General features: G+C 43.4%; 35 protein-coding genes and 1 pseudogene. 21 read left to right on the top strand and 15 right to left on the bottom strand.

What is annotated here, in order from left to right:
• Positions 1–61 precede the first annotated feature (61 nt).
• The 6 genes from AAC155_RS22500 to AAC155_RS22475 form a co-directional block, all read right to left on the bottom strand.
• Positions 62–277 (bottom strand): hypothetical protein, encoded by a 216-nt coding sequence (locus AAC155_RS22500; RefSeq protein ID WP_113044204.1) that lies wholly within the window; start codon positions 275–277, stop codon positions 62–64.
• A complete protein-coding gene (locus tag AAC155_RS22495) occupies positions 255–839 on the bottom strand; it encodes a Rha family transcriptional regulator (RefSeq protein WP_113044203.1) in 585 nt (194 codons plus the stop codon). The genes AAC155_RS22500 and AAC155_RS22495 overlap by 23 nt, the downstream gene beginning before the upstream one ends.
• A gap of 162 nt (positions 840–1,001) precedes the next feature.
• Positions 1,002–1,274 (bottom strand): type III-B CRISPR module-associated protein Cmr5, encoded by a 273-nt coding sequence (locus AAC155_RS22490; RefSeq protein WP_113044202.1) that lies wholly within the window; start codon positions 1,272–1,274, stop codon positions 1,002–1,004.
• A gap of 8 nt (positions 1,275–1,282) precedes the next feature.
• Positions 1,283–1,732: a lysis protein gene (locus AAC155_RS22485; RefSeq protein ID WP_113044206.1), complete on the bottom strand. Its 450-nt coding sequence runs from the start codon at positions 1,730–1,732 to the stop codon at positions 1,283–1,285.
• A 95-nt stretch (positions 1,733–1,827) separates the two neighbouring features.
• A complete protein-coding gene (locus tag AAC155_RS22480; RefSeq protein WP_113044201.1) occupies positions 1,828–2,253 on the bottom strand; it encodes a lysozyme in 426 nt (141 codons plus the stop codon).
• Positions 2,240–2,575 carry a phage holin, lambda family gene (locus tag AAC155_RS22475; RefSeq protein WP_113044200.1) on the bottom strand — a complete coding sequence of 112 codons (336 nt, stop codon included), beginning with the start codon at positions 2,573–2,575 and terminating at the stop codon, positions 2,240–2,242. The genes AAC155_RS22480 and AAC155_RS22475 overlap by 14 nt, the downstream gene beginning before the upstream one ends.
• A 179-nt stretch (positions 2,576–2,754) precedes the next feature.
• Here AAC155_RS22475 and AAC155_RS22470 point away from each other — a divergent pair, with 179 nt between their 5' ends.
• From AAC155_RS22470 to AAC155_RS22460, 3 genes are all read left to right on the top strand, one after another.
• Entirely contained in the window at positions 2,755–3,258 is a 504-nt protein-coding gene (locus AAC155_RS22470) for a hypothetical protein (RefSeq protein ID WP_113044199.1), read from the top strand.
• A 159-nt stretch (positions 3,259–3,417) separates the two neighbouring features.
• Positions 3,418–3,678 (top strand): type II toxin-antitoxin system RelE family toxin, encoded by a 261-nt coding sequence (locus AAC155_RS22465; protein ID WP_105396299.1) that lies wholly within the window; start codon positions 3,418–3,420, stop codon positions 3,676–3,678.
• A gap of 65 nt (positions 3,679–3,743) precedes the next feature.
• Positions 3,744–4,103: a helix-turn-helix domain-containing protein gene (locus AAC155_RS22460; RefSeq protein ID WP_046396441.1), complete on the top strand. Its 360-nt coding sequence runs from the start codon at positions 3,744–3,746 to the stop codon at positions 4,101–4,103.
• Positions 4,104–4,282: 179 nt separating this feature from the next.
• Here AAC155_RS22460 and AAC155_RS22455 read toward each other — a convergent pair whose 3' ends face one another.
• The 7 genes from AAC155_RS22455 to AAC155_RS22425 form a co-directional block, all read right to left on the bottom strand.
• Positions 4,283–5,047 (bottom strand): antitermination protein, encoded by a 765-nt coding sequence (locus AAC155_RS22455; protein WP_113044198.1) that lies wholly within the window; start codon positions 5,045–5,047, stop codon positions 4,283–4,285.
• Positions 5,047–6,021: a DUF7146 domain-containing protein gene (locus tag AAC155_RS22450; protein WP_113044197.1), complete on the bottom strand. Its 975-nt coding sequence runs from the start codon at positions 6,019–6,021 to the stop codon at positions 5,047–5,049. Before AAC155_RS22450 ends, AAC155_RS22455 begins: the two co-directional genes overlap by 1 nt.
• Entirely contained in the window at positions 6,018–7,565 is a 1,548-nt protein-coding gene (locus AAC155_RS22445) for a DEAD/DEAH box helicase (protein WP_113044196.1), read from the bottom strand. Before AAC155_RS22445 ends, AAC155_RS22450 begins: the two co-directional genes overlap by 4 nt.
• A 9-nt stretch (positions 7,566–7,574) precedes the next feature.
• A complete protein-coding gene (locus tag AAC155_RS22440) occupies positions 7,575–7,775 on the bottom strand; it encodes a hypothetical protein (RefSeq protein ID WP_113044195.1) in 201 nt (66 codons plus the stop codon).
• Entirely contained in the window at positions 7,775–8,557 is a 783-nt protein-coding gene (locus AAC155_RS22435) for a hypothetical protein (protein WP_229015704.1), read from the bottom strand. The genes AAC155_RS22440 and AAC155_RS22435 overlap by 1 nt, the downstream gene beginning before the upstream one ends.
• Positions 8,558–8,808: 251 nt before the next feature.
• The gene (locus tag AAC155_RS22430) at positions 8,809–9,132 is read right to left on the bottom strand and encodes a hypothetical protein (protein ID WP_316250615.1); all 324 of its coding nucleotides are present in this window, start codon (positions 9,130–9,132) and stop codon (positions 8,809–8,811) included.
• Positions 9,122–9,358 (bottom strand): transcriptional regulator, encoded by a 237-nt coding sequence (locus tag AAC155_RS22425; protein ID WP_113044193.1) that lies wholly within the window; start codon positions 9,356–9,358, stop codon positions 9,122–9,124. The genes AAC155_RS22430 and AAC155_RS22425 overlap by 11 nt, the downstream gene beginning before the upstream one ends.
• A gap of 115 nt (positions 9,359–9,473) precedes the next feature.
• Here AAC155_RS22425 and AAC155_RS22420 point away from each other — a divergent pair, with 115 nt between their 5' ends.
• From AAC155_RS22420 to AAC155_RS22330, 18 genes are all read left to right on the top strand, one after another.
• Positions 9,474–10,226: a LexA family transcriptional regulator gene (locus tag AAC155_RS22420; RefSeq protein WP_113044192.1), complete on the top strand. Its 753-nt coding sequence runs from the start codon at positions 9,474–9,476 to the stop codon at positions 10,224–10,226.
• Between the two features lie 317 nt (positions 10,227–10,543).
• Positions 10,544–10,741: a hypothetical protein gene (locus AAC155_RS22415; protein WP_113044191.1), complete on the top strand. Its 198-nt coding sequence runs from the start codon at positions 10,544–10,546 to the stop codon at positions 10,739–10,741.
• A complete protein-coding gene (locus AAC155_RS22410; protein WP_113044190.1) occupies positions 10,738–10,932 on the top strand; it encodes a hypothetical protein in 195 nt (64 codons plus the stop codon). The genes AAC155_RS22415 and AAC155_RS22410 overlap by 4 nt, the downstream gene beginning before the upstream one ends.
• The gene (locus AAC155_RS22405; RefSeq protein ID WP_113044189.1) at positions 10,932–11,342 is read left to right on the top strand and encodes a hypothetical protein; all 411 of its coding nucleotides are present in this window, start codon (positions 10,932–10,934) and stop codon (positions 11,340–11,342) included. Before AAC155_RS22410 ends, AAC155_RS22405 begins: the two co-directional genes overlap by 1 nt.
• 3 nt (positions 11,343–11,345) lie before the next feature.
• On the top strand, positions 11,346–11,777 hold the full coding sequence (locus AAC155_RS22400) for a hypothetical protein (protein ID WP_113044188.1): 432 nt from the start codon (positions 11,346–11,348) through the stop codon (positions 11,775–11,777).
• Between the two features lie 15 nt (positions 11,778–11,792).
• Positions 11,793–11,984, top strand: coding sequence for a hypothetical protein (locus AAC155_RS22395; RefSeq protein WP_113044187.1), 192 nt, complete (start codon positions 11,793–11,795; stop codon positions 11,982–11,984).
• 66 nt (positions 11,985–12,050) lie between these two features.
• Positions 12,051–12,431 (top strand): hypothetical protein, encoded by a 381-nt coding sequence (locus AAC155_RS22390; protein WP_113044186.1) that lies wholly within the window; start codon positions 12,051–12,053, stop codon positions 12,429–12,431.
• A 47-nt stretch (positions 12,432–12,478) separates the two neighbouring features.
• Positions 12,479–12,742, top strand: coding sequence for a hypothetical protein (locus AAC155_RS22385; protein ID WP_113044185.1), 264 nt, complete (start codon positions 12,479–12,481; stop codon positions 12,740–12,742).
• Positions 12,743–12,910: 168 nt separating this feature from the next.
• Positions 12,911–13,273 carry a hypothetical protein gene (locus tag AAC155_RS22380; protein WP_113044184.1) on the top strand — a complete coding sequence of 121 codons (363 nt, stop codon included), beginning with the start codon at positions 12,911–12,913 and terminating at the stop codon, positions 13,271–13,273.
• Positions 13,274–13,286: 13 nt separating this feature from the next.
• Positions 13,287–13,577: an ANR family transcriptional regulator gene (locus tag AAC155_RS22375; RefSeq protein WP_113044183.1), complete on the top strand. Its 291-nt coding sequence runs from the start codon at positions 13,287–13,289 to the stop codon at positions 13,575–13,577.
• Positions 13,574–13,765, top strand: a complete 192-nt coding sequence (locus AAC155_RS22370; protein ID WP_113044182.1) for a PerC family transcriptional regulator — start codon at positions 13,574–13,576, stop codon at positions 13,763–13,765. The genes AAC155_RS22375 and AAC155_RS22370 overlap by 4 nt, the downstream gene beginning before the upstream one ends.
• Entirely contained in the window at positions 13,765–13,986 is a 222-nt protein-coding gene (locus AAC155_RS22365) for a hypothetical protein (RefSeq protein ID WP_113044181.1), read from the top strand. The genes AAC155_RS22370 and AAC155_RS22365 overlap by 1 nt, the downstream gene beginning before the upstream one ends.
• On the top strand, positions 13,983–14,735 hold the full coding sequence (locus AAC155_RS22360; protein ID WP_113044180.1) for an ORF6N domain-containing protein: 753 nt from the start codon (positions 13,983–13,985) through the stop codon (positions 14,733–14,735). The genes AAC155_RS22365 and AAC155_RS22360 overlap by 4 nt, the downstream gene beginning before the upstream one ends.
• Positions 14,735–15,280 carry a hypothetical protein gene (locus AAC155_RS22355; RefSeq protein WP_113044179.1) on the top strand — a complete coding sequence of 182 codons (546 nt, stop codon included), beginning with the start codon at positions 14,735–14,737 and terminating at the stop codon, positions 15,278–15,280. Before AAC155_RS22360 ends, AAC155_RS22355 begins: the two co-directional genes overlap by 1 nt.
• 118 nt (positions 15,281–15,398) lie before the next feature.
• Complete coding sequence (locus tag AAC155_RS22345; RefSeq protein WP_158536621.1) at positions 15,399–15,740, top strand: hypothetical protein; 342 nt, start codon at positions 15,399–15,401, stop codon at positions 15,738–15,740.
• A complete protein-coding gene (locus AAC155_RS22340) occupies positions 15,733–15,990 on the top strand; it encodes a hypothetical protein (RefSeq protein ID WP_113044176.1) in 258 nt (85 codons plus the stop codon). The genes AAC155_RS22345 and AAC155_RS22340 overlap by 8 nt, the downstream gene beginning before the upstream one ends.
• Positions 15,987–16,298: a hypothetical protein gene (locus tag AAC155_RS22335; RefSeq protein ID WP_113044175.1), complete on the top strand. Its 312-nt coding sequence runs from the start codon at positions 15,987–15,989 to the stop codon at positions 16,296–16,298. Before AAC155_RS22340 ends, AAC155_RS22335 begins: the two co-directional genes overlap by 4 nt.
• The gene (locus AAC155_RS22330; protein ID WP_113044174.1) at positions 16,299–16,490 is read left to right on the top strand and encodes a helix-turn-helix domain-containing protein; all 192 of its coding nucleotides are present in this window, start codon (positions 16,299–16,301) and stop codon (positions 16,488–16,490) included.
• Here the strand turns inward: AAC155_RS22330 and AAC155_RS22325 are convergent.
• On the bottom strand, positions 16,447–17,697 hold the full coding sequence (locus AAC155_RS22325) for a tyrosine-type recombinase/integrase (protein WP_113044173.1): 1,251 nt from the start codon (positions 17,695–17,697) through the stop codon (positions 16,447–16,449). The genes AAC155_RS22330 and AAC155_RS22325 overlap by 44 nt on opposite strands.
• 219 nt (positions 17,698–17,916) lie before the next feature.
• Positions 17,917–18,383: pseudogene (locus tag AAC155_RS22320) on the bottom strand (Rpn family recombination-promoting nuclease/putative transposase); the annotation flags it as partial.

Below are 18,383 nucleotides of genomic sequence, written 5' to 3'. Positions count from 1 at the left end.
TCCCTAATCTCCTTTACCCCTCCAACTGACTATTTACTTTATCATATGTCAGTCGAGGTCCTCACTTTGGGGGTGGCTTAACTGAGCTGTATTTACTTGCCCACGCTTTCGCTATGTGCAGACAGTCATCGTACATCTTGCCCTTTCTGCTTGCTGATGAAGCTCTTCGGTAGTGATCGACTGCTTTATCACTTGCCATTCCTGCTATAGATGAAGAAAAGCCGAGTCTGGTTAACTCGGCTTGTACGCTCTTCTCAATAAATTGTTCGTGGTTCATGTGCAACCTCCTTTGCCCCTCCCCCAACCAAGCCGAGAGCCATCTGACCAATATCATTGATCAGCCTTTCAGCTTTATTGAGAGTAACCAAGTCATCTTGTCGCTTTCTTAGTCTGCGACCTGCATCAGATGAATCTTCATCAGACGCCCTTTTTGCCAGAACAAGCATGTGTTGCAGTTGCTGGATGGTAAACCCAAATCCAGATTTAACCTCAAGTTCAGTCATGTGATCGAACACTTGAGCCTGTAACTCATAGCTGTAGCTCATTGCCATCAGACAGGATTCACGCTTGGGGAATTTATATCCTGAGTAAATCTCGCCGTTCTGTTGGTTCTTTATGGGGTGTGAGAAATTTTTCGCATACCCCTCACCGAGTACTTTTGGCACCTTTTTAGTGAAATCAGAATGGCGTAGTTTTCTGTACTTTTTGCAGGGGAATGCCAATCCTTCCGCTTCTGCTTTGGCCTTCCTCTCGGCATTGATGTAATCAACCATTTCAAGACTGGTCATCGTTGGAGCTTCGGTTACAGACGAATGTGTTTTGACTGTTAATTGTGTCATGGTATTTACCCTATAGAAGACGAACCTGTTCACACAGAAATGCCGCCCGCAGAAATACCATTAACGGATTTCTCAGGTTCGCTTTCTGTAAGGCTCTGCGTTTAGAAATGATGCGCGTGTGAATGCGCTAGATAATAAAAAGCCCCGTATTAAACGAGGCTATTACTGACACTGAGTTTTAAAATGATCCTCTATTGCTTCAGACATCCTTTTCATCCAATCAGCTAGTTTTAATGCGGCTTCCTTCTCTGAATACAGTTTCGGAAAATCAGAAAATTCAATGCTTGCGATATATTTTCCGAACTCGTCTCTACTGATGATAAGTGTCTGTTCAAGAACTGTGTTTAAGTTGTTGTGTAATACGTAGTATTTACTGAGTTGCGTTCGCTCTTCTCTGTTTTTCTCAAAGTAAATCAAGTCAACTTCCGTCTGCATTTTTTCACCTACTGACACTGAGTTTTGATGTAGTCCTGCAAATATTTAGTTTGCTGTTCGTTTTCAACAATCATTCTTCGGAAATCGAAATAATCTTGTTCAGTTGCTGGGTTAAGTCGTGGGGTGGCTGCATGGCCCACGCTGCCGGAGGAGCCGGTTTGGCCTTGATGACAGGTGGCCGCGATGCGCAACCGGCGATGACCAGCGGCAACATCATTGCGCAGAACATCAATTTCAGATTTGGCATTGGTAAGTTCTCGCGTGTGTTTAATGTCTAACTCGTTCAGCATCGTGATGTGAGAGTTCTGATAGTTGATAGTGTCTGTGAGTTGCTGAATGTCTTCTTGCTGCTGCTTTGTCACGCGTTGCTCTCTCTGTAACTCAGAGTGATAGTAATAAGCTGTCAATGAAATAACGATCAATGCGAGTATCGTGTAATAGTGAGAGTTGAATTTCATAGCAGTAATACCAACAACAAAAACCATGTCCAACCAATCAACGTACATATCACAGCAAATAATGTATCGCTCATATTTCTACCCTTTTCGGAACCTCATGATAAAAACATCGTTTTTTCTGATGACCGGCGAGCGTCTAGGCCCGGTAATACACGCCCACCAGCTTTATTCCACTCCATAAACTGACCCACGGCCCCGCGATAATCACCGGCATTAAGTTTCTTAAGCAACGTAGAACGGACGAAAGCACCGGTGCCACAATTGAAGATGAATGAACACAGCGCATCAAGCTGGCCCTGAGTCAACGGGACCTTAACATTGGCCTCAATCGTGAGGTAAACCGGCGCTAAGTCATCAAGTAAGAACTGCTCGGCTTGTTGCTCTGTAACCACATCACCGGGTTTAACCCCGCGAGTATGACCGTAGCCGATTGTCCAAACACCCGCGGGGCAACGATACGCAGTCAGACTGCATCCTTCATAGCCTTTCAACGCCTTAAGCCCTTTCTCACTGATTTGCATCAGATACCCCCGCTTTGTTATTCAAGGTCCCGCGCATCAACTGGCCGAAAAAGTCAGTCCCCAGATAACCAATAATCACACTGCCGATATAAGCCAGGTCGGTACTCATATTTAAAAAGACAAGTAAATCACGAATAAACCACGCGATAAGTGCGCACATCATTGCGTCAATAATTGTCTTCCAGAACTTACCGCCGTTATATCGACCTCTGAGATAAGCCATTGCGGCAGCCAGTGCCGCACCTAAACCTTGTTCTTTGACTGACAGCAGCCACAACCATAGCTGCATCCAGATGTCTGGTTGCTTGTCCATGAGTTTCATATCCACCCCCGTTGGGGATTGAGACCCCGTTAAACGGGTGTGAAAAGAAAAAGGCCGCGTCAGATCGCAGCCCTTGAAGTGTTGCCGGGTAATACACGCCCGGCGCGTGTTTCCTGCTATACCCCTACAACAAGAAATCGGCTAATATTAACTCACCCCTACAATAACGTGAGACTAATATGATTACAGAAGCAGCCGCTGCTATTACAGCGACAAAGCAAGCTTTCGAATTGTTAAAAGTAATAAAAGATGCAGGTGATGAAATTACTATCACTAATGCCCTTAGCGAACTCAGAGAAAAAATTAGCGAATTACAAATGGCTCATGCGGAGCTCTCCGGCCTTTACCTTGCTGAGAAGCAAATCACAATGAAGCTTACTGAGGAAAATGCCCAAATCAAGATGTTTGCTTTGCAGTCCAAGGATTATGAAATCTATACCACTGATGCCGGTTCGACAGTATACCGATTGAAGACGCTTCCAGATTCTGATATCAAAACGCACTATCTTTGCGCACACTGTTTCCAAAAAAGAGAAATATCGATACTTCAACCAACAGGTGAAACCGTATCGACGAACAAAGGGCGTTTTTGGGAAAACTTTTGTCCTAATTGCGCTACAAATATTCTTATGCATAAGATAATCCCAGTTAAGTCGAATATTTCCGCTCTCTTGCCTCGGTGAAAATATTTACATCGGTGGCCTTTAAAACGAAAAAGGCCACGCCATGCGCAGCCCTGAAAACAATATCGTATTTTAATCGCATTTTGTTGACAGAATACGATTAAAATCGTATTATCTAATCATCCCAAGCGGATAGGCTCTTTAACAAATGAGGAAACGATGGTTACGGTTCAATGGACGAGGAAAGCACGAAAACAGCTGCTTTCAATCGATACCAGATACCGGAAAGCTATCAATGAGAAGGTTAACCAACTTGAAACTTTCCCCGCAGTGATGTTGGACATCAAGAAGCTTCATGACCTTGATAACCAATACAGACTACGGGTTGGTGAATACAGGATAATCTTCGAAATCACTGACGGCGAGCCGGTTATCTGCTCGATAATGGCAGTCAAACGGAGAACATCGACAACGTACTAGGCGGGGCAACCCGCCATTTCCTCATTATTAAATTCACCGCGACTCTTGGCTACACGGATGAATATATGAAAATGCAATACATAAATGATGAAGCAGGAAAACCTCAATATGTTGTCCTGCCAGTAGCTGAATACGAAAAACTTCTCAGCACAAAGGAAGATTGGGAGGACGTGCCATACACTCCGTCAAAATATGATGATGTGACCGTGCCTAACGGCGTCGTGTCTATTATGGTTGATCAGGATGTTTCTATTCTGGCAGCCTGGCGCATCTATCGTGGGCTGTCTCAGCATGAGGTAGCTGAAAAACTCAACACGGCTCAATCAACCGTGTCTCAGTGGGAGGCGTCAGATCGACCACAGAAGCGCACACGAGAAAAACTGGCTGCACTATACAACTGTACTCCAGAACAACTAATTCCATAACCCAACGGCCCCGATTAGGGGTCGTTTACTTTGGCTGTAAACCTTGAGTTTGCTACTGGTAGAAATAGAAAAACCCGCTCATCGGCGGGCCTGAATATTCGTTAGTGAGCATAGCTACAATTTCCCACTATTTGGAGAGATTACGCCAAGTTTATGCAAAACGCAAGCCCTCTCTTTTTTTATCGCGCTACTTTGCTAAATTCAGATGCTGCTCTGCTTTCCTCGATATCACATTTCGCCACCAGCTTTTCATAGAATGGCTTCCAGTTACGCGACCAGCTTGATTGTGTTAGCTCTGGCAAAAGAGCCTTAATTGCTGCATATGCCACTGATGACGGTACCCGGCTATAACCACGGCCAGAACAACGCTCACAGATTTTAATCACCGGCGCACCCGTAGCTTTCGTTGCTTCCCGATCAACGACTTTCCCGGTACCGTTACAACGACAACGACTGGATACAATCCCTTTGCCATTACAAGGAGAGCAAAGTTCATCTACACGCTCAGTTTCTACCCGCTGCTCTATCACATCCTTATATCCTGCGTACTTAATCACATCACGCCGAACCGATATTAGCCCGCGCCCATTACAATGTGTGCATGAAGTGGTAGTCGCTGCTGACCGGGAATATTCTTCAAAAGCCATTTTTGCCAATATCACCAGGCATTTTCCTAGCTGGCGCCCACCCGCTTTGGTAATGAGTTTGGGTACCTGACGTTTGGCATACGAAGTCAACTGTTCAACGGTTCTAACGGTATCTTCATTGCTGACACCATGTTTACCCAAGAACGCCGCCATCCCAAAAGTGGCTTTAGATTCAGCCATCCCTAATGCCGCCATCACATCCGTCCCCGTAATCCGGTCCGTTGATGTGCATTTGGGAGAACTGTTGATTACCAGTCCTTTTGGGCTGAAATGTTTTAATGCTGATTCGAGTTTCATTATTCCACCCACTTCTTAAAAGACAGTTCACGTACTTCATCACCGTTAACAAGTACGTCATTGAAATCACCGTTATCAGGCCAGCGAATACTGACCGTTTCTAAATCATTTTTAGCGACGAGGTTGCCCCTGGCGCACTCAAAAGCCGCGGCGTGGCCGGTTGCTGAATGTAGGTCCATATCAGCGAAAATAATTAAATGTTTAACTCCCGCTGGCACTCTGAAACGCTTCATTAATGCGGCATTCATCACCGACCAAGTGTTACAGCCATAAATTTGTTTGCATGAGAGTGCTGTCTCTATCCCCTCAGCTATTCCCAACGTTGACGAGACCGGGAGCATGCGAATGGCAACAGATCCCGCATGTTCTAAATAACTGTCGTTTTGGAGTGACAGCATTTTTTTAGCTGTCGGTGTATTGGCTTTTTTGTCACCCTCTAATAACGTCCTGTGAAGATAACAAAGCGCCCCTTTATCATCCGTCGCCAGAGAATACATAGCCTGAAAAGCTTTCGTTCCCACGGGCTGATGATTGCAGTACCTGATTTGCTCGACGGGTAAACAGTTAATCCCCCGGTTGCGTAAATAGCTTTCGGCTGGCGTTCCACGCAGATTCACTAACGTGGCATACTTCCTAATCACCTTGTCACGAAATAATGACCGGTCATCTTTATTGACAGAAGATTGAACGCTTTCGGGCTGATGTTCATACGTATTGCCAATGATTTCATCAACTTCCTTCGCTTGTGTTTTAAAATCCTTCTTCTGAGTCAGCGCAAGTAATTTCCAACCGTCACCAATATTACAGACGCAAATAAAGGTTCCGCGACCGTCCTTATCATCACAGCGGTATTTTCCCTTCTGACTACATATTGGACATTTGTCTTTGTAGTGTCTCTTTCCGGTAATAGGAGGCAGGCCGTAATACTCAAAGACTTTCGACCATTGCCCAATTACTGCATCTGTTGTTTTCATGCGCTACCTCCCTGCGTGGCTGAACTGAGTTGTTTTTTCTCCTGGCTTTTTATCCATGAAATCAATTTCCATTTGATGAAATTGTTCACTTCCGGGGTGATCTCTACCGGATGATCATGTAAGCCGTTCGGATACTCACTGAATTTGCTTCTGAAGGTATGGGCACACCAGCCATCACTAATAGGCTTCCCTTGGTTGGCTCGCTGACGCTGGTAATACTTGATTTGTGACCACCAGCTTTGACGTTCTGCCTTGCTGTAGACTCGGTCCTTACCGTTAAGTTTTTTCAGTCCGCGAGAGCGATCCACTTCCACATCTTCACCGCTTAAGGGTTTAAACCCACATTTCGGGCAGGCGTAGACAGCCGGGGGTTTCATGAAGTGACACGATGGACACTCTTTCGGCAGCTTTTCGGCTTTGTCACTGTCAGTACTGCGGGAACTGTCTTTCATGCCGTTGCTTTTTGAAGGTAATGCGTCATACTCGATATCGTCGGGGTAACCGAGACGATGGACAGTACCTGAATGGTCGAAAATACGACACACTTCCTTTCCCGGTGCAGCCCTTAAGCCTCTGCCAAGACTTTGAGCCCAACGAATTTCAGATTTAGTTGGTCTCGCATAAATGATGCACCTGACATCACTATCGAACCCCGCAATCAGCGTGCCAACGCTAACTAATATTTTTGTTACACCCTGTTCAAAACGATGAATGATGATTTGTCTTTCTTCCGGGGGTGTTTCAGCAATGATTACCTCGGCATTCACACCGGCTTTATTAAATTCAACCGTGATAAAATTGGCGTGGGCCACGTTGACGCAAAAGCAGATCGTCGGCTCATCATTACCGTTCACCAGCCAGTTCTTGACGATATCGCCCACCAGCGTTGAATCCCCCATAATCTCGGCTAGCTGGTCCTCTTTGTAATCCTGCCCAAAGTCATCACTGGAAGTTACTTTTACGCCTTTCAGGTCCGGCTTGGTGGGGGCATAAAATTCATAGGAACTGAGTTCACCTTTAGCGATAAGCTCTTTCATCGTGGTTGGTTTCAAGAGCTGTTGATAGTAGTTTCCCAGAAAGGGGGAAAACGGCGTTCCTGACAGGCCGATAACTTTCACATCGGTGTTCTCTGCCAGATACTGAATGACTTCAAGCAGCTTTTTACGGCGTAAATGGGCTTCATCAATGATCAGCAGATCGATGTTGTCCGGGAAGTCGCGACGGATTAACGTGTCAGCCGAGGCAATTTGAATCAGCCGGTTTGGGTCGTGAGGCTGGTAATCCCGCCACACGTAGCCAATTTCCTCCTCTGGCAGTCCGTACTGAATGAACCGGGTGGCAGTCTGACGAACCAAGGTTAGGTAAGGCGCGACGAACATCACCCGCATCCCGCGAGAAACAAATCCGGCTGTGATGAATGCCGATAAGCCGGTTTTGCCACTCCCGGTAGGCGCATATACCATGAAAGTACTGTGTTGTTTCCAGTCCTGACGCAGCATAGACAAGGCGCGGCTCTGGGTTGTATTGGGGGTTATCGTCAGCATGAATACCCCTTATTTACGCAATAATGCCGTCTTGTGATGTTCGATAGCTGACGAAGAAGCTGTGTTCACCCTTCGTAACAGGCTTTCGGCCTCAAGATTTCGACCTTCCCTAATCAACGTGATAGCAATATCAACCAGTTGCTGAGTGCCGCATAAGGTTGCGAATAAGTCGGTATTAGTGACATAATCTCTTTGAGATGGGATGTTCATTATTTCGTCTCCTTTGCAAGAACCGGTGCATGGCTCGCCAAAGTTTCCACCGGCTTCTTGCCTCCTTTGATTTTCAGTTTGTTTTTCCACGCATTGATAATCCGCTTACTGTCCTCAGCATGCTCACGCGCGGGCATGTCGTTGTATTGGCGCTCATAGTCAATTTTGTGGAAATAGGGATTAATGATCACAGGCGCAACGATACCCACCGCGTGTTTGACATCTTCGTCAGTCGGTACACGGTCAAGGTATTTTTTGAAGGTTAATTCTCCGGTATCCACCAGATGGTCAGTGATTTTTTTCAGTTGCTTAACTGCACGGAAAACCCCTTTCACGCTGTCATTATTCGCTGACGGCATGACTTCACCCTCGATCATCTCCCCGTCAATGAACAACGGAATGCTGTCGATAAATGCGCCACGGCTAAGGAATTTATTCACCTCGGCTGTCGTGATAGTCGGATAGGCTTTAACTAACCCGAACAGCGTTACCGCCATTGGCTCGTCATGCCATGAACTCTTGCCTTTTCCGTTTCGGATGGCGGCAATCAATGCGTCTTGATGCTTGAGGCTCAGCAGGTCATAATCACCCACCACAAGGTAGTGAGTGCTCAGTGCTTCCAGATTCACCGGTTTTGCATGACTGTTGTGGGGCTTGTGAGGCTTATGAGGTTTATGTTTTTGGCGTTCAGGCGTGTTCGCCTTGACCATAGCGACAGCCTCAGACTCTGACATGCCAGCAGCGACTAACTCAGCAACAGCTCGCGCAGGTTTCCAGCTCACGAGAGCACGATGTTTTTTGATGATCTTTTCTGCTTTTTCGTTTTTGATAATCATTCTCATTTGTCCAAAAAAAAATAAGGGGGTACTTATTTAATACTTTTCCGTGCCTGCCACTTTTTTTGGCTTTTTGCCCACTTTGATAATCATTCTCATTTGGCTATTTTTCTCATGCTTAGCCCTAGTGATCCCCTAACCACTGCTACCACAGCCAGAAGACACAGCCATTCCCGTACTGCCTGATACCACTGCGATCATCCTGCCACCTCCGATTGGGGCTGGTTCTCTGGCCGTGCTTCCGGTGCCTTAAGCGGCTTCTCGGTATAACCCTGACTCGCTCTGGCATGCTTCCTGACAAACTCCCTGAGCCGGATATTTGCTGCTCGTCTGGCGGCGTTATCCTTCCGATACGAAACCGGTTCTTCATCCCAAGCCGCTTGATAAACCTCTGCATACCACCACAGTGCTTTTCCGCGAGTGGACGGGACGAGGCTCAGTAGCATCTCCTGTATCCACCCGCCATCGTCCGGGTAAAAATGCGACGGCATTGATACTTGAACGTGAGAGTTAGGAAACATGATTTTTCTGAGGGATAGCAAAAACCAAACTTTCTTTTTCTATAGGAGAAATTTCACTAAAGAATTTAGTGCCCTCCTCAATACGGATTGCCATCTTCGGGGATGCGCGACGATAGCTGTATGCAATTTGATCTAAATATCCAACGCTTGTGCCAACAATTTGAGCAAGCTTTATCCAGTCCTGCCTACAGGCTTCTTTTCTCCAGCGATGTAAATCGTTTTTCATGTCTTCACCTTGTAAATCAACATACCCAAAACTTTATCTTTTTGATAAATTATTTGCAAGATTTTTTATCATCATGCATATTTATCAAATTGCTAATTAATGTGATTATTGTGATATGGAAACTAAAGATATAAGACGCATGAACTTGCGCACCTTGATGGAAACTCGCATACGTCAAGGAATAACGAAGGCATACTTTGCAGAGTTGATCGGAATACCAGCCAGCCAACTTAGCCAGCTCACGAGTGGAAATGCAGTAAGAAATATAGGGGATATTATCGCTAGGCGCGTAGAAGCCAACCTTGGTTTACCGGTTGGCTGGCTTGATGTTCCTCAGCATGCAAATGAAATAGATTATAACCGTGATAATAATCACAATGATAATAAACAAAGAAACTATCACTTGCAAAATCTTTCACATGAAGATACTGATCAGTCATACAGGATTGAACAACTCAATGTGGAACTCAGTTGCGGGGGTGGTAGGTTGAACAATGATTATCCCGATGTAATTCGCTCAATAGAGATAGATCCGGAATATGCCAAAGGAATGTTTGGCACAAGAAAGCCATCGGCATTAAAAATAACAACTGCTGTGGGAGACAGCATGCTGGGAACCGTAAACCCCGGTGAACTTGTTGTTATTGATATAACAGTTAACAGGTTTGTCAGTGATGGAATTTATGCTTTCACCTATTGTGATGCATTACATATAAAGAGATTACAACTACTTAAAGACAAGCTTATAGTCATTAGTGACAACAAAACGTATGATAGATGGGAAATTGATTCATCAGATAAGGACTTGTTACATATTCAGGGTTTTGTCGTAGGTAAATGGAAAGCAGACTATACCCGACTTGGATGAAATACAAATAAATCGACCACAAACCAGCCTTAGTGCTGGTTTTTTTATACGAAAATTAATCATATTTATCATTAATTTATCACTAAAATAAGAAAAAAGATAAATTTATTTATCAATTTGCTATTTACTATAATTTATCTTTAAGATAAAGTCACAAACACACAGATGCAGAGAAGGAGACTCTGGAGCTGATTGGCAAAAGCAGCCAGAGTCAGAATAATTAATAAACATCAAGGTGCTTATTATGTTAACAGCGAATGGCAACAAAAAGACTTTTATTTTCGCAGCAATAAGACGCTCTAACATGGAGGTAAATCATGAGTAAACCAGTTACTTTAGACAATGCAAAATACCGCTCAGGTTTAGCCTGTTCACTCTATGAAGTCATTATAGATACAGCAGCCAAAGAAGAATGCTCAAGCACCCTGACCGATCTAATTGCACTTGCTTGTGATATTAATTCGGAGGTTTATCGTTCCCTTGAAGCGGCTCTAAATAGTGGAGGTGAAGAATGAACAGCAATTCTGTAAATAAGCTGCGCAATCTTTCTTACATTAATTTGTCGGCAGATGATGCACTCGGAAAAATAGAAGCTTTAGCATCAGCGGCGGGTTATTTATTTGCTGATGATGAACTGAGTGAAATCGGGTTTGAGCTTCTAAGTATTATCCAGACAATTGCAAGTGAAGCATCAAGGGGAAAATGATGAGTGATTTAGCTGATAATATTTCCGATATGGTTTTAAAGGTCATGCAGATAGATGCGCTTCTCTGTATATGGCAAGAATCATTTAGAAAAGACTGTGATGAATCTTATTTCATCGGTGTACTACAGGGTTTAGTTTTCGAAGTGAAAAAAAAGCTGGATAAACTGGACGGTCAGGCAGTAAATATTGAAAACCAAAAGAAACCTGAAATAGAAAATAATGAAATTAATATCAGTAAATTAAAATTTAAAGATTTATTAGATAAATCTGAGCATCTTGAGGCATTAATGATACCTGTCGGTAAAGCCGTTACCGATGAAGCCGATACAGACACAGTAACATTAACAAATCTTGCTTCTAGCCTGGCAAGCGATCTTGCGCAAGAAATAAGAATATTGGAAGGAGCTTAAATTGTGAAACCAAAAAAAATTGATTATTCCCGTTTTTATGCTGATGGGATTATTAGTGGTAGCGGTATTGATGATGCATTCAGCGTACATACATTACCCGCCTATGTTGTTAGTCGTCATGGACGTTCTTACAAGCGCCAAAGTCGTAGTAGTGCCATTAATAAGCTAGCGCATATTATGACGCAGAAAGTATTTAGCCGGGCCGGACGAGATACTAACTACCCAGCCCAGCCAGTCATTGGCGAAAACAATGTCGTAAACTGGACAGCAGGGGAATTGCTGCCTGAATATATCGAGTGTCATAACAGAGCGATACGGCGAATAAGATTGCTACTTAAGCGTCGAAAAGAAATTGACGCACTGCGCATAAAATATATTAGCGCTTCCTTTGAATATGAGCGATTAAAAAAAGAGTTCATTAATGCCACCAAATAACTAATGAGATTAACCATGTTTAAGATAATCATCACAACCAAAAACCATCGTACGGGACGGGTAACAAAAGAAACCTTCCGCAATAAATACAAGACATATCGAGGGGCAGAAAAAGCTGCTCAGGGGATGCGCCGGGTTTGTATGCCAGATAGCAAAACCATTACTGAAACAGTTGATGCTGAGGTGGTGGAGGTTAAACGTACTTAATTTAACGCTATCTTATTTATTTAGTTAAGAGTGAAAATCAGAATTAATTACAGTGAGTGTTTAATTATGAATATCAGCAAATCAATAATCAACTACGCAGCGAAATATAACATTGGTATAGACGCAAACAATGAGGCTTTAATCGGTGAAACTGATGGAGGAGATGTTTATGTGAAAGCGGTCTGGTTTCATGTTATTAACGAAGATGGTGAATGGTCTGATGAGCCTCTCTTTTCTTACAGCATCAATAAAGGACAAGCAGCAATGCCAGAGATGTTTGGTGAGCCAGAACAGATAGAGATTCCAGCTCATCTTTCATTTTACAGCGCTGAAAATGTAAGTCGCGAAATTCAGGAAGAATTACCAGGCACTATCAATTCCGATTCTCAATTGAAAGAAGTTATCAAGTTCATCGCTGCTGAAATGAAAGCTGGTAATATCGAGTAAGTCAATGTTATTTGTAAATAATAATCATTAAATATGAGACTTAAACAATGAAAGAAGAATGCAAAGTAGAAGCTACTGTTGAAGTTGAAGTTGAAGTTGAAGTGAATGCTGAATCTGTAGTTGAAACTGAAATTGATTTTAAAATTGCTTATGCAATTGATAATATCGAGGGATCATCATGTGAGATTCTTGGTCAGCTTCTTGACTTAAGAAATAATGAGAGGGATGTTGACAAAGTAAATCTTTATATCGAAGCTATTAATAAATACTATTCCGCTCTGGAATTTGCTTTAGCCGCGATAAGAGCATAAAACAATAATCAACGGCCCATCATCAATTAAATATGAGGATAAAAATAACTCCTAAACATCCACATGTCGAACTAATGATATAAATTATTACTAATCTATAAATTAGTTAAATATTAATTACAGCTTAATAGCTGGGGATTGTCTCAGCCTAAAAACAGGATTGTATCTATGAGTAATCAAACATTAATTGAACGTTACAGAAATCGTTTAATCGCGGCAAAACTCAATGCAATGATGATGAAGACTAATAGTCATTGTATTGCTGTCAATCTTAACGATTGTTCTATGTGTACTATCGAGTTATCCGAGGAGATATTAAGGAGGGCTTTGCATGTGTTTTTTGAAGTACCTGTTTATAGCGAATATACACGATGTAAAGCGGATAACTATATTTTAAATAGCTACCGTGATTATCTATCTAAATACGGAGGATTAACAGGGGAAGGCGATGACTTTATGCAAGCCCTCGTTAAGTTAATTGCAGAAAGAGCTAAACACGGCGGATTTTTACCAGAATATACCTTTCAGTAAAAGGACCAACGAAATGAATATTACCCATTTTAATTTCTCACAAAGAGCTATTCAAAGTGAGAAAGATGAAAAATATGAAACGGCGGCGATCCTCTGGAATAAAGTCGCTGAACATGCCAAGCATCAAGTTAACCGTGAATGGGCTGAATATCGTGCTGAACTGAATTTAAAGCGTCATTCATTACAAGGGCGCCATGAACAATGGAAAGAAGATTATAAGCAGCGTCGCAAAAGAGAGAGAGAAGCGAAACAGCTCGCTGATGCTCTAAAGGCCCATATTGATAAAGAGGAAGCATCTCTATGAAGGACTTTCATCAGCTAATAGAAAAAGCCAAAGAGCTTGAAGAAAAATGCCTGTTTAGACGGGCGGCTAATACCTATAGCGAGGCTATTGACTGGGCGCTGACAGATGAAGAACGCGAACGTTGTGCTCTTGATGCTAATCGTTGCTCAAGAGAAGCCCGGTTACCAAATAGAGCAGAGGGATTGTAATGGCGAAAAGGAGAAGAAGTAAAACACAGCAAGGATTTGAAGGTATGACAATACCTCAGCTCTTTCAAATAAAAGAAGGGTCCACAGATGGGTATGTCAATTCCCAAAAGTTCATTGAACCTTATTCGACGCATAGCGGAGACATATTAATGCCACTTAATCGCTCCATGCGCCGCCATGCCAAGAAAATGAAAATTGAAATTAAGGAAGTGAAACAATGAAAGAATTAATCACCATCAATAAAACCCAAATTCCTGTCGTAGAATATCAAGGTCAGCGCATTGTGACGTTCTCAATGATTGATCAGGTTCACGAGCGACCAGAGGGAACAGCTAAAGCCGCATTCAACAGAAACAATCAGCGCTTTGTGTGTGGAGTGGATTATCAAATCTTGGGTCAGGACGATATACGTACCAACCTCCCTGATGGATTATTTTCCAAGTTCGCCCCCAACGGCATTGTGCTTTTTGAGTCTGGTTATCTGATGTTAACCAAGCCATTCAATGATGATATTGCGTGGCAGGTTCAACGGGAACTGGTCAACAGCTATTTCCGTAAACCGCAAACGGCACTGAGCGAGATTGAAATGATTGCCAGGATCGCCAGTCATGCCGCCCAACAACAGCGCCAGATTAACCGCATTGATGAGAAGGTTGAACAGGTTCATGAAACCATTGAGCAAATCAAGCAAGGCGCTATTCCCACAGGTTGGATTGGGTTCTCTCTGGCTGCGACTGAATCAGGATTAACCAATGCTAAGTGCCGTACCTTGGCCGAACAGTACAACGTACCAACGGACAGCATTATCATAATGACACCAGACGGACAACCTCGTCCGATGAAAATCATATTTAAAGAGGACTTTATGAGCGCGTTCCGTCTGATGATGGGCGAAGCCGAGCAACGTAAATCCAAATGGTATCACGCCAAAATGGGCTTATTTCAGGTTATCGGGTGGGAGGGTAAGTAATGATTATTCGTTCATGTCTATTACGTGCTGCGCTGGTGTGTGTCGCTAAAGATGATCTGCGCTACTACCTTCACGGATTACACATCACTCCCAAATACCTGGAGTCAACAAACGGCTGCGTAGCGTTACGGTTAGAGCATGGCGTTAACACTCGCCGCAAAGCTATCGTTCAGTTTCACGGAAGAGTACCAAGGAAAGCAGAAACAACGGAACTGCATTTCACCAAAGAACCTTATGCCGTGCACAGGAGTATTACCGGGATGAGAGTTGGATTTACCGCTCTATCAATATTGGATGGTCGTTTCCCTGATTTAGAGCGGATTCTTCCAAAGAAAGTGGAAAATGTTATCCCTCACTTTCAGGCTGAATATCTGGCTTATCCCTACAAAATGTTTGGGGCTGATACAGAGCTTATCGCTGTTTCTATGCAGCCATCCGGTATGAAAGATGGTTGTTTGATGAAGTTTAGCAACAACATCAATCAGCGTTATGGCAATCCTCAATTTATTGTCATGCCGTGTCGGGTGTGGGAGTCATTGCAATGAAAATCGACTATCAAGATAAGGGCAGCACTGCACAAATCGTCGTTACCAGTTTCATCACTGAACGCCGCAAACACAACCGTTGTATCGATGCCGCCCTGTTAATGGTACCTGTTCGCGCTTGGTCTACTGGCTTTCTATTAAGGAAAACCACCCTCACGGGCAAAACAGCGCACATATTGCGGGCCTACAAAATCATTTGCAGGGAGAGCGAACAGTGACAGAAGAGCACGGCCAGATAGCAGATACCGATGATGAACTGGTCAGAACGGCATTCCATATCGACGATGGCAGGGACTATACACAACGGATCATCCATCGTATGAAGCGTAATTTTTACATCCATGAGGGCGTTTGCCCTCCTCTGCCACCAGCGCCACAAGTGGCCGGAGTGAAATTAACACCAGTTAAGAAGACCAAAAAACGTCGCAAATTACGTAACAAGGAGCAGGAAAGTGAATAAATGCCAAAAGAACGGAAATAAATTATCCGCCTGTAGCGCACTAGCAAAATCCCTTGAACTTGGTTCACCCATAAAACGAAGCAAGGGCTTATTTTTACCAATGAGGTTCATCATGAAAACCGGAGAGCCGGGAACTGATATCGTTCAGTTACATTCCGGTGAATTTGTCGGCACTGGCATTATGGTAAATTACTGCCCTTTTTGCGGACAAGATATAGATACCGTTAGTCACCAGAGGAAAAAACAATGATCATCCACTTAACACAGGTAATCGCCTCAGCTTGGGGCGATCCATCTGACATTACAGATGCGGTTTGTAACGCCGGTTACAGAAAAGCCGATAGAACATCGGAAGAGATGGTATTGATGACACTTAAAGTCATCGAGTATTCTCATTACAGCGATATTCCATATGAGTATTGGCCCAAAGATTTAGAATCCGTACTTGCTGCTGAGCTGAACTTCTTGATTGATGATCTTACCTGGAGTGATAAAACAACTCCGGCAACAGTGGCAAGGGTAATTTTGGAGAATGGTTATCAGAGAGGAGAAAAATAAATGGAAGAGTCCGAGTATATTACAACAAGGGAATTGGCTAAAAAGTTACGGGTTACACCCCACACTATCAGAACGTGGTGTGGGGATGGGAAACAGAAAAAAGAAGGTTTCCCAAAACCCAGATTTCGAGGAAGAGAAAACAACTTCTCTAGGAAGGACATTGAGGACTGGGAGAACGGGAAACAATTTTAGTCAGCTTTTCCCACCAGCGTTCATATGCCTCTCGCTGTTCATTAAGGTAGGTGTGCTTATCGTACACCTGCCACACGCCCGGCAATTTGTGACCAATCATGGTTTCAGCAACGTGGGGTGGCGTTAATTCAGAAACCCCGGTGCGCATGGTTCTGCGTAAGTCGTGAATTGACCAAGAGGTGTAGGAGTCAAAATAAGGTGCCATCTTTTTATTGAGAACAGCAATGATGTTCGCATGTGATCCCCTGGTGAAGGGTTTGCCATCAAATACAGTAAACAAATATTCACTCCCGTGATTTAATTTTTTTGCCTGTTCAATTAGTTTCTTAGCTTCTGAAATAATCGGTCTGACAATAGGTTTTTTTGATTTTCTCCCTGTTTTATGGTTTGCGGGAGGGACAGTCCAAATATTTTTCTCATAGTCAAAGTCACTAACTTTAGCTTTCAGTAATTCACCAATACGACACCCAAATAACAGACATAATTTTATTATTAATGCGTTCCGTGGATTGTATCGAGGGGTATCAATAATACGAAAAAGAACTACAAGCTCATCTTCACTTAGCGCCCTCTCCCTCGTGTCAGCATCAATATCAATGTCAGTATTAGGCTTCTTTCCCTCTAAATCATTTGATGCTACATCAGACAAAGGGGTTGTATGTGTCATTCCTCGCCGAACCGCCCACTTATGCGCCCTCTTGGAATATGTCAATATACGCGCTCCAATGACTGGGGTTCGTTTGGAAACATCTTCAATTAAAGCTAACCAAACATGCAGCGTCACATCATCGTGAGGCAATTTACCAATTTTAGGGAAAACATGAATTTCGAAAGAGCGCAATATTTGATCGGCGTTAACTTTTAAACCTTCCATTGTTGTTTTCCACCACTCTCTTATGAGGTTTTCCACTGTTACGGCGCTCAATGCAGATTCTTTGCGAACACGTTTAACTGTCTTGGGGTTACGATGCTGCTCCAGTTCCCCACGATAAGAAATTACCGAGTCACGAGCATCTTTTAAGCTTGTTGCTGGGTATGTGCCAATATCAATTCGATCCCCTTTCCCACCCCATCTATACCTAAACTGAAATATAATTTTTCCTTTGGGAGTAACACGAACAGACAGACCGTCTCTATCGGACTTAGTGATCATTTTTTCCTGGGGTTTGCCGCTGATTGAACGCAGCCATGAATCAGTAATAGCCATATTAATTCCTCAAAAAATAATACAGCTCTTAATGTAATTTATGTACACTGTCATGTACATAATTTTCATGACACAATATGAATATTTATGATTATCACTGATTAAGAAGAACCCGCTAAAAATAAATTTCAATTTAAAATCAAATAATTAAATTAATTTTCATGACTAAAGATGATCATTGGTGTTGAGGGGTGATTGCAACAGCGCATTTCGGCAGCGGATGTGTTTTTGCACCAGTTCCATCAGGGCAACCCCTTTATGCGTCAGGATCTCTTCATCGCTGAGCACACTGACGTCCACCAACGGAAACGCCTGACGGTATAAGCGAGCAGCCTGTTCGGGGAGCGTAAAACAATCCAGCCACCGGTTTGAGTAAGGATACGGCCGAACCTCACCATGATAAAACAGCAGAGGCGCCACCAAAGGGAGTTCAGTATGGCCTTTTTTCAGGTGAGCCGCCATGGCTAACATGGCATAATACATCAGCCGCCAGGCCATCAATGGGTCAGGGGTGGATTGATGTTCAATCAGGCAATAGATATAACCTTGCCCCCGGGCCGTTTCAACCGAATACAGAACATCACTGTGCAGTTGACGTAAATGCTCATCCACAAAACTGCCGGGCTCCAGTTTCAATGTGGCTAAATCACACAACAACTGGATTTCTTCGGGCAGATAAAGGGATA

This window comes from Photorhabdus sp. HUG-39, from assembly GCF_963878365.1.
GTDB classification, from domain to species: Bacteria; Pseudomonadota; Gammaproteobacteria; order Enterobacterales; family Enterobacteriaceae; genus Photorhabdus; species Photorhabdus kayaii.
The sequence above is the reverse complement of the archived record's forward strand: the minus strand, read 5'-3'. Positions and strand labels throughout refer to the sequence as shown.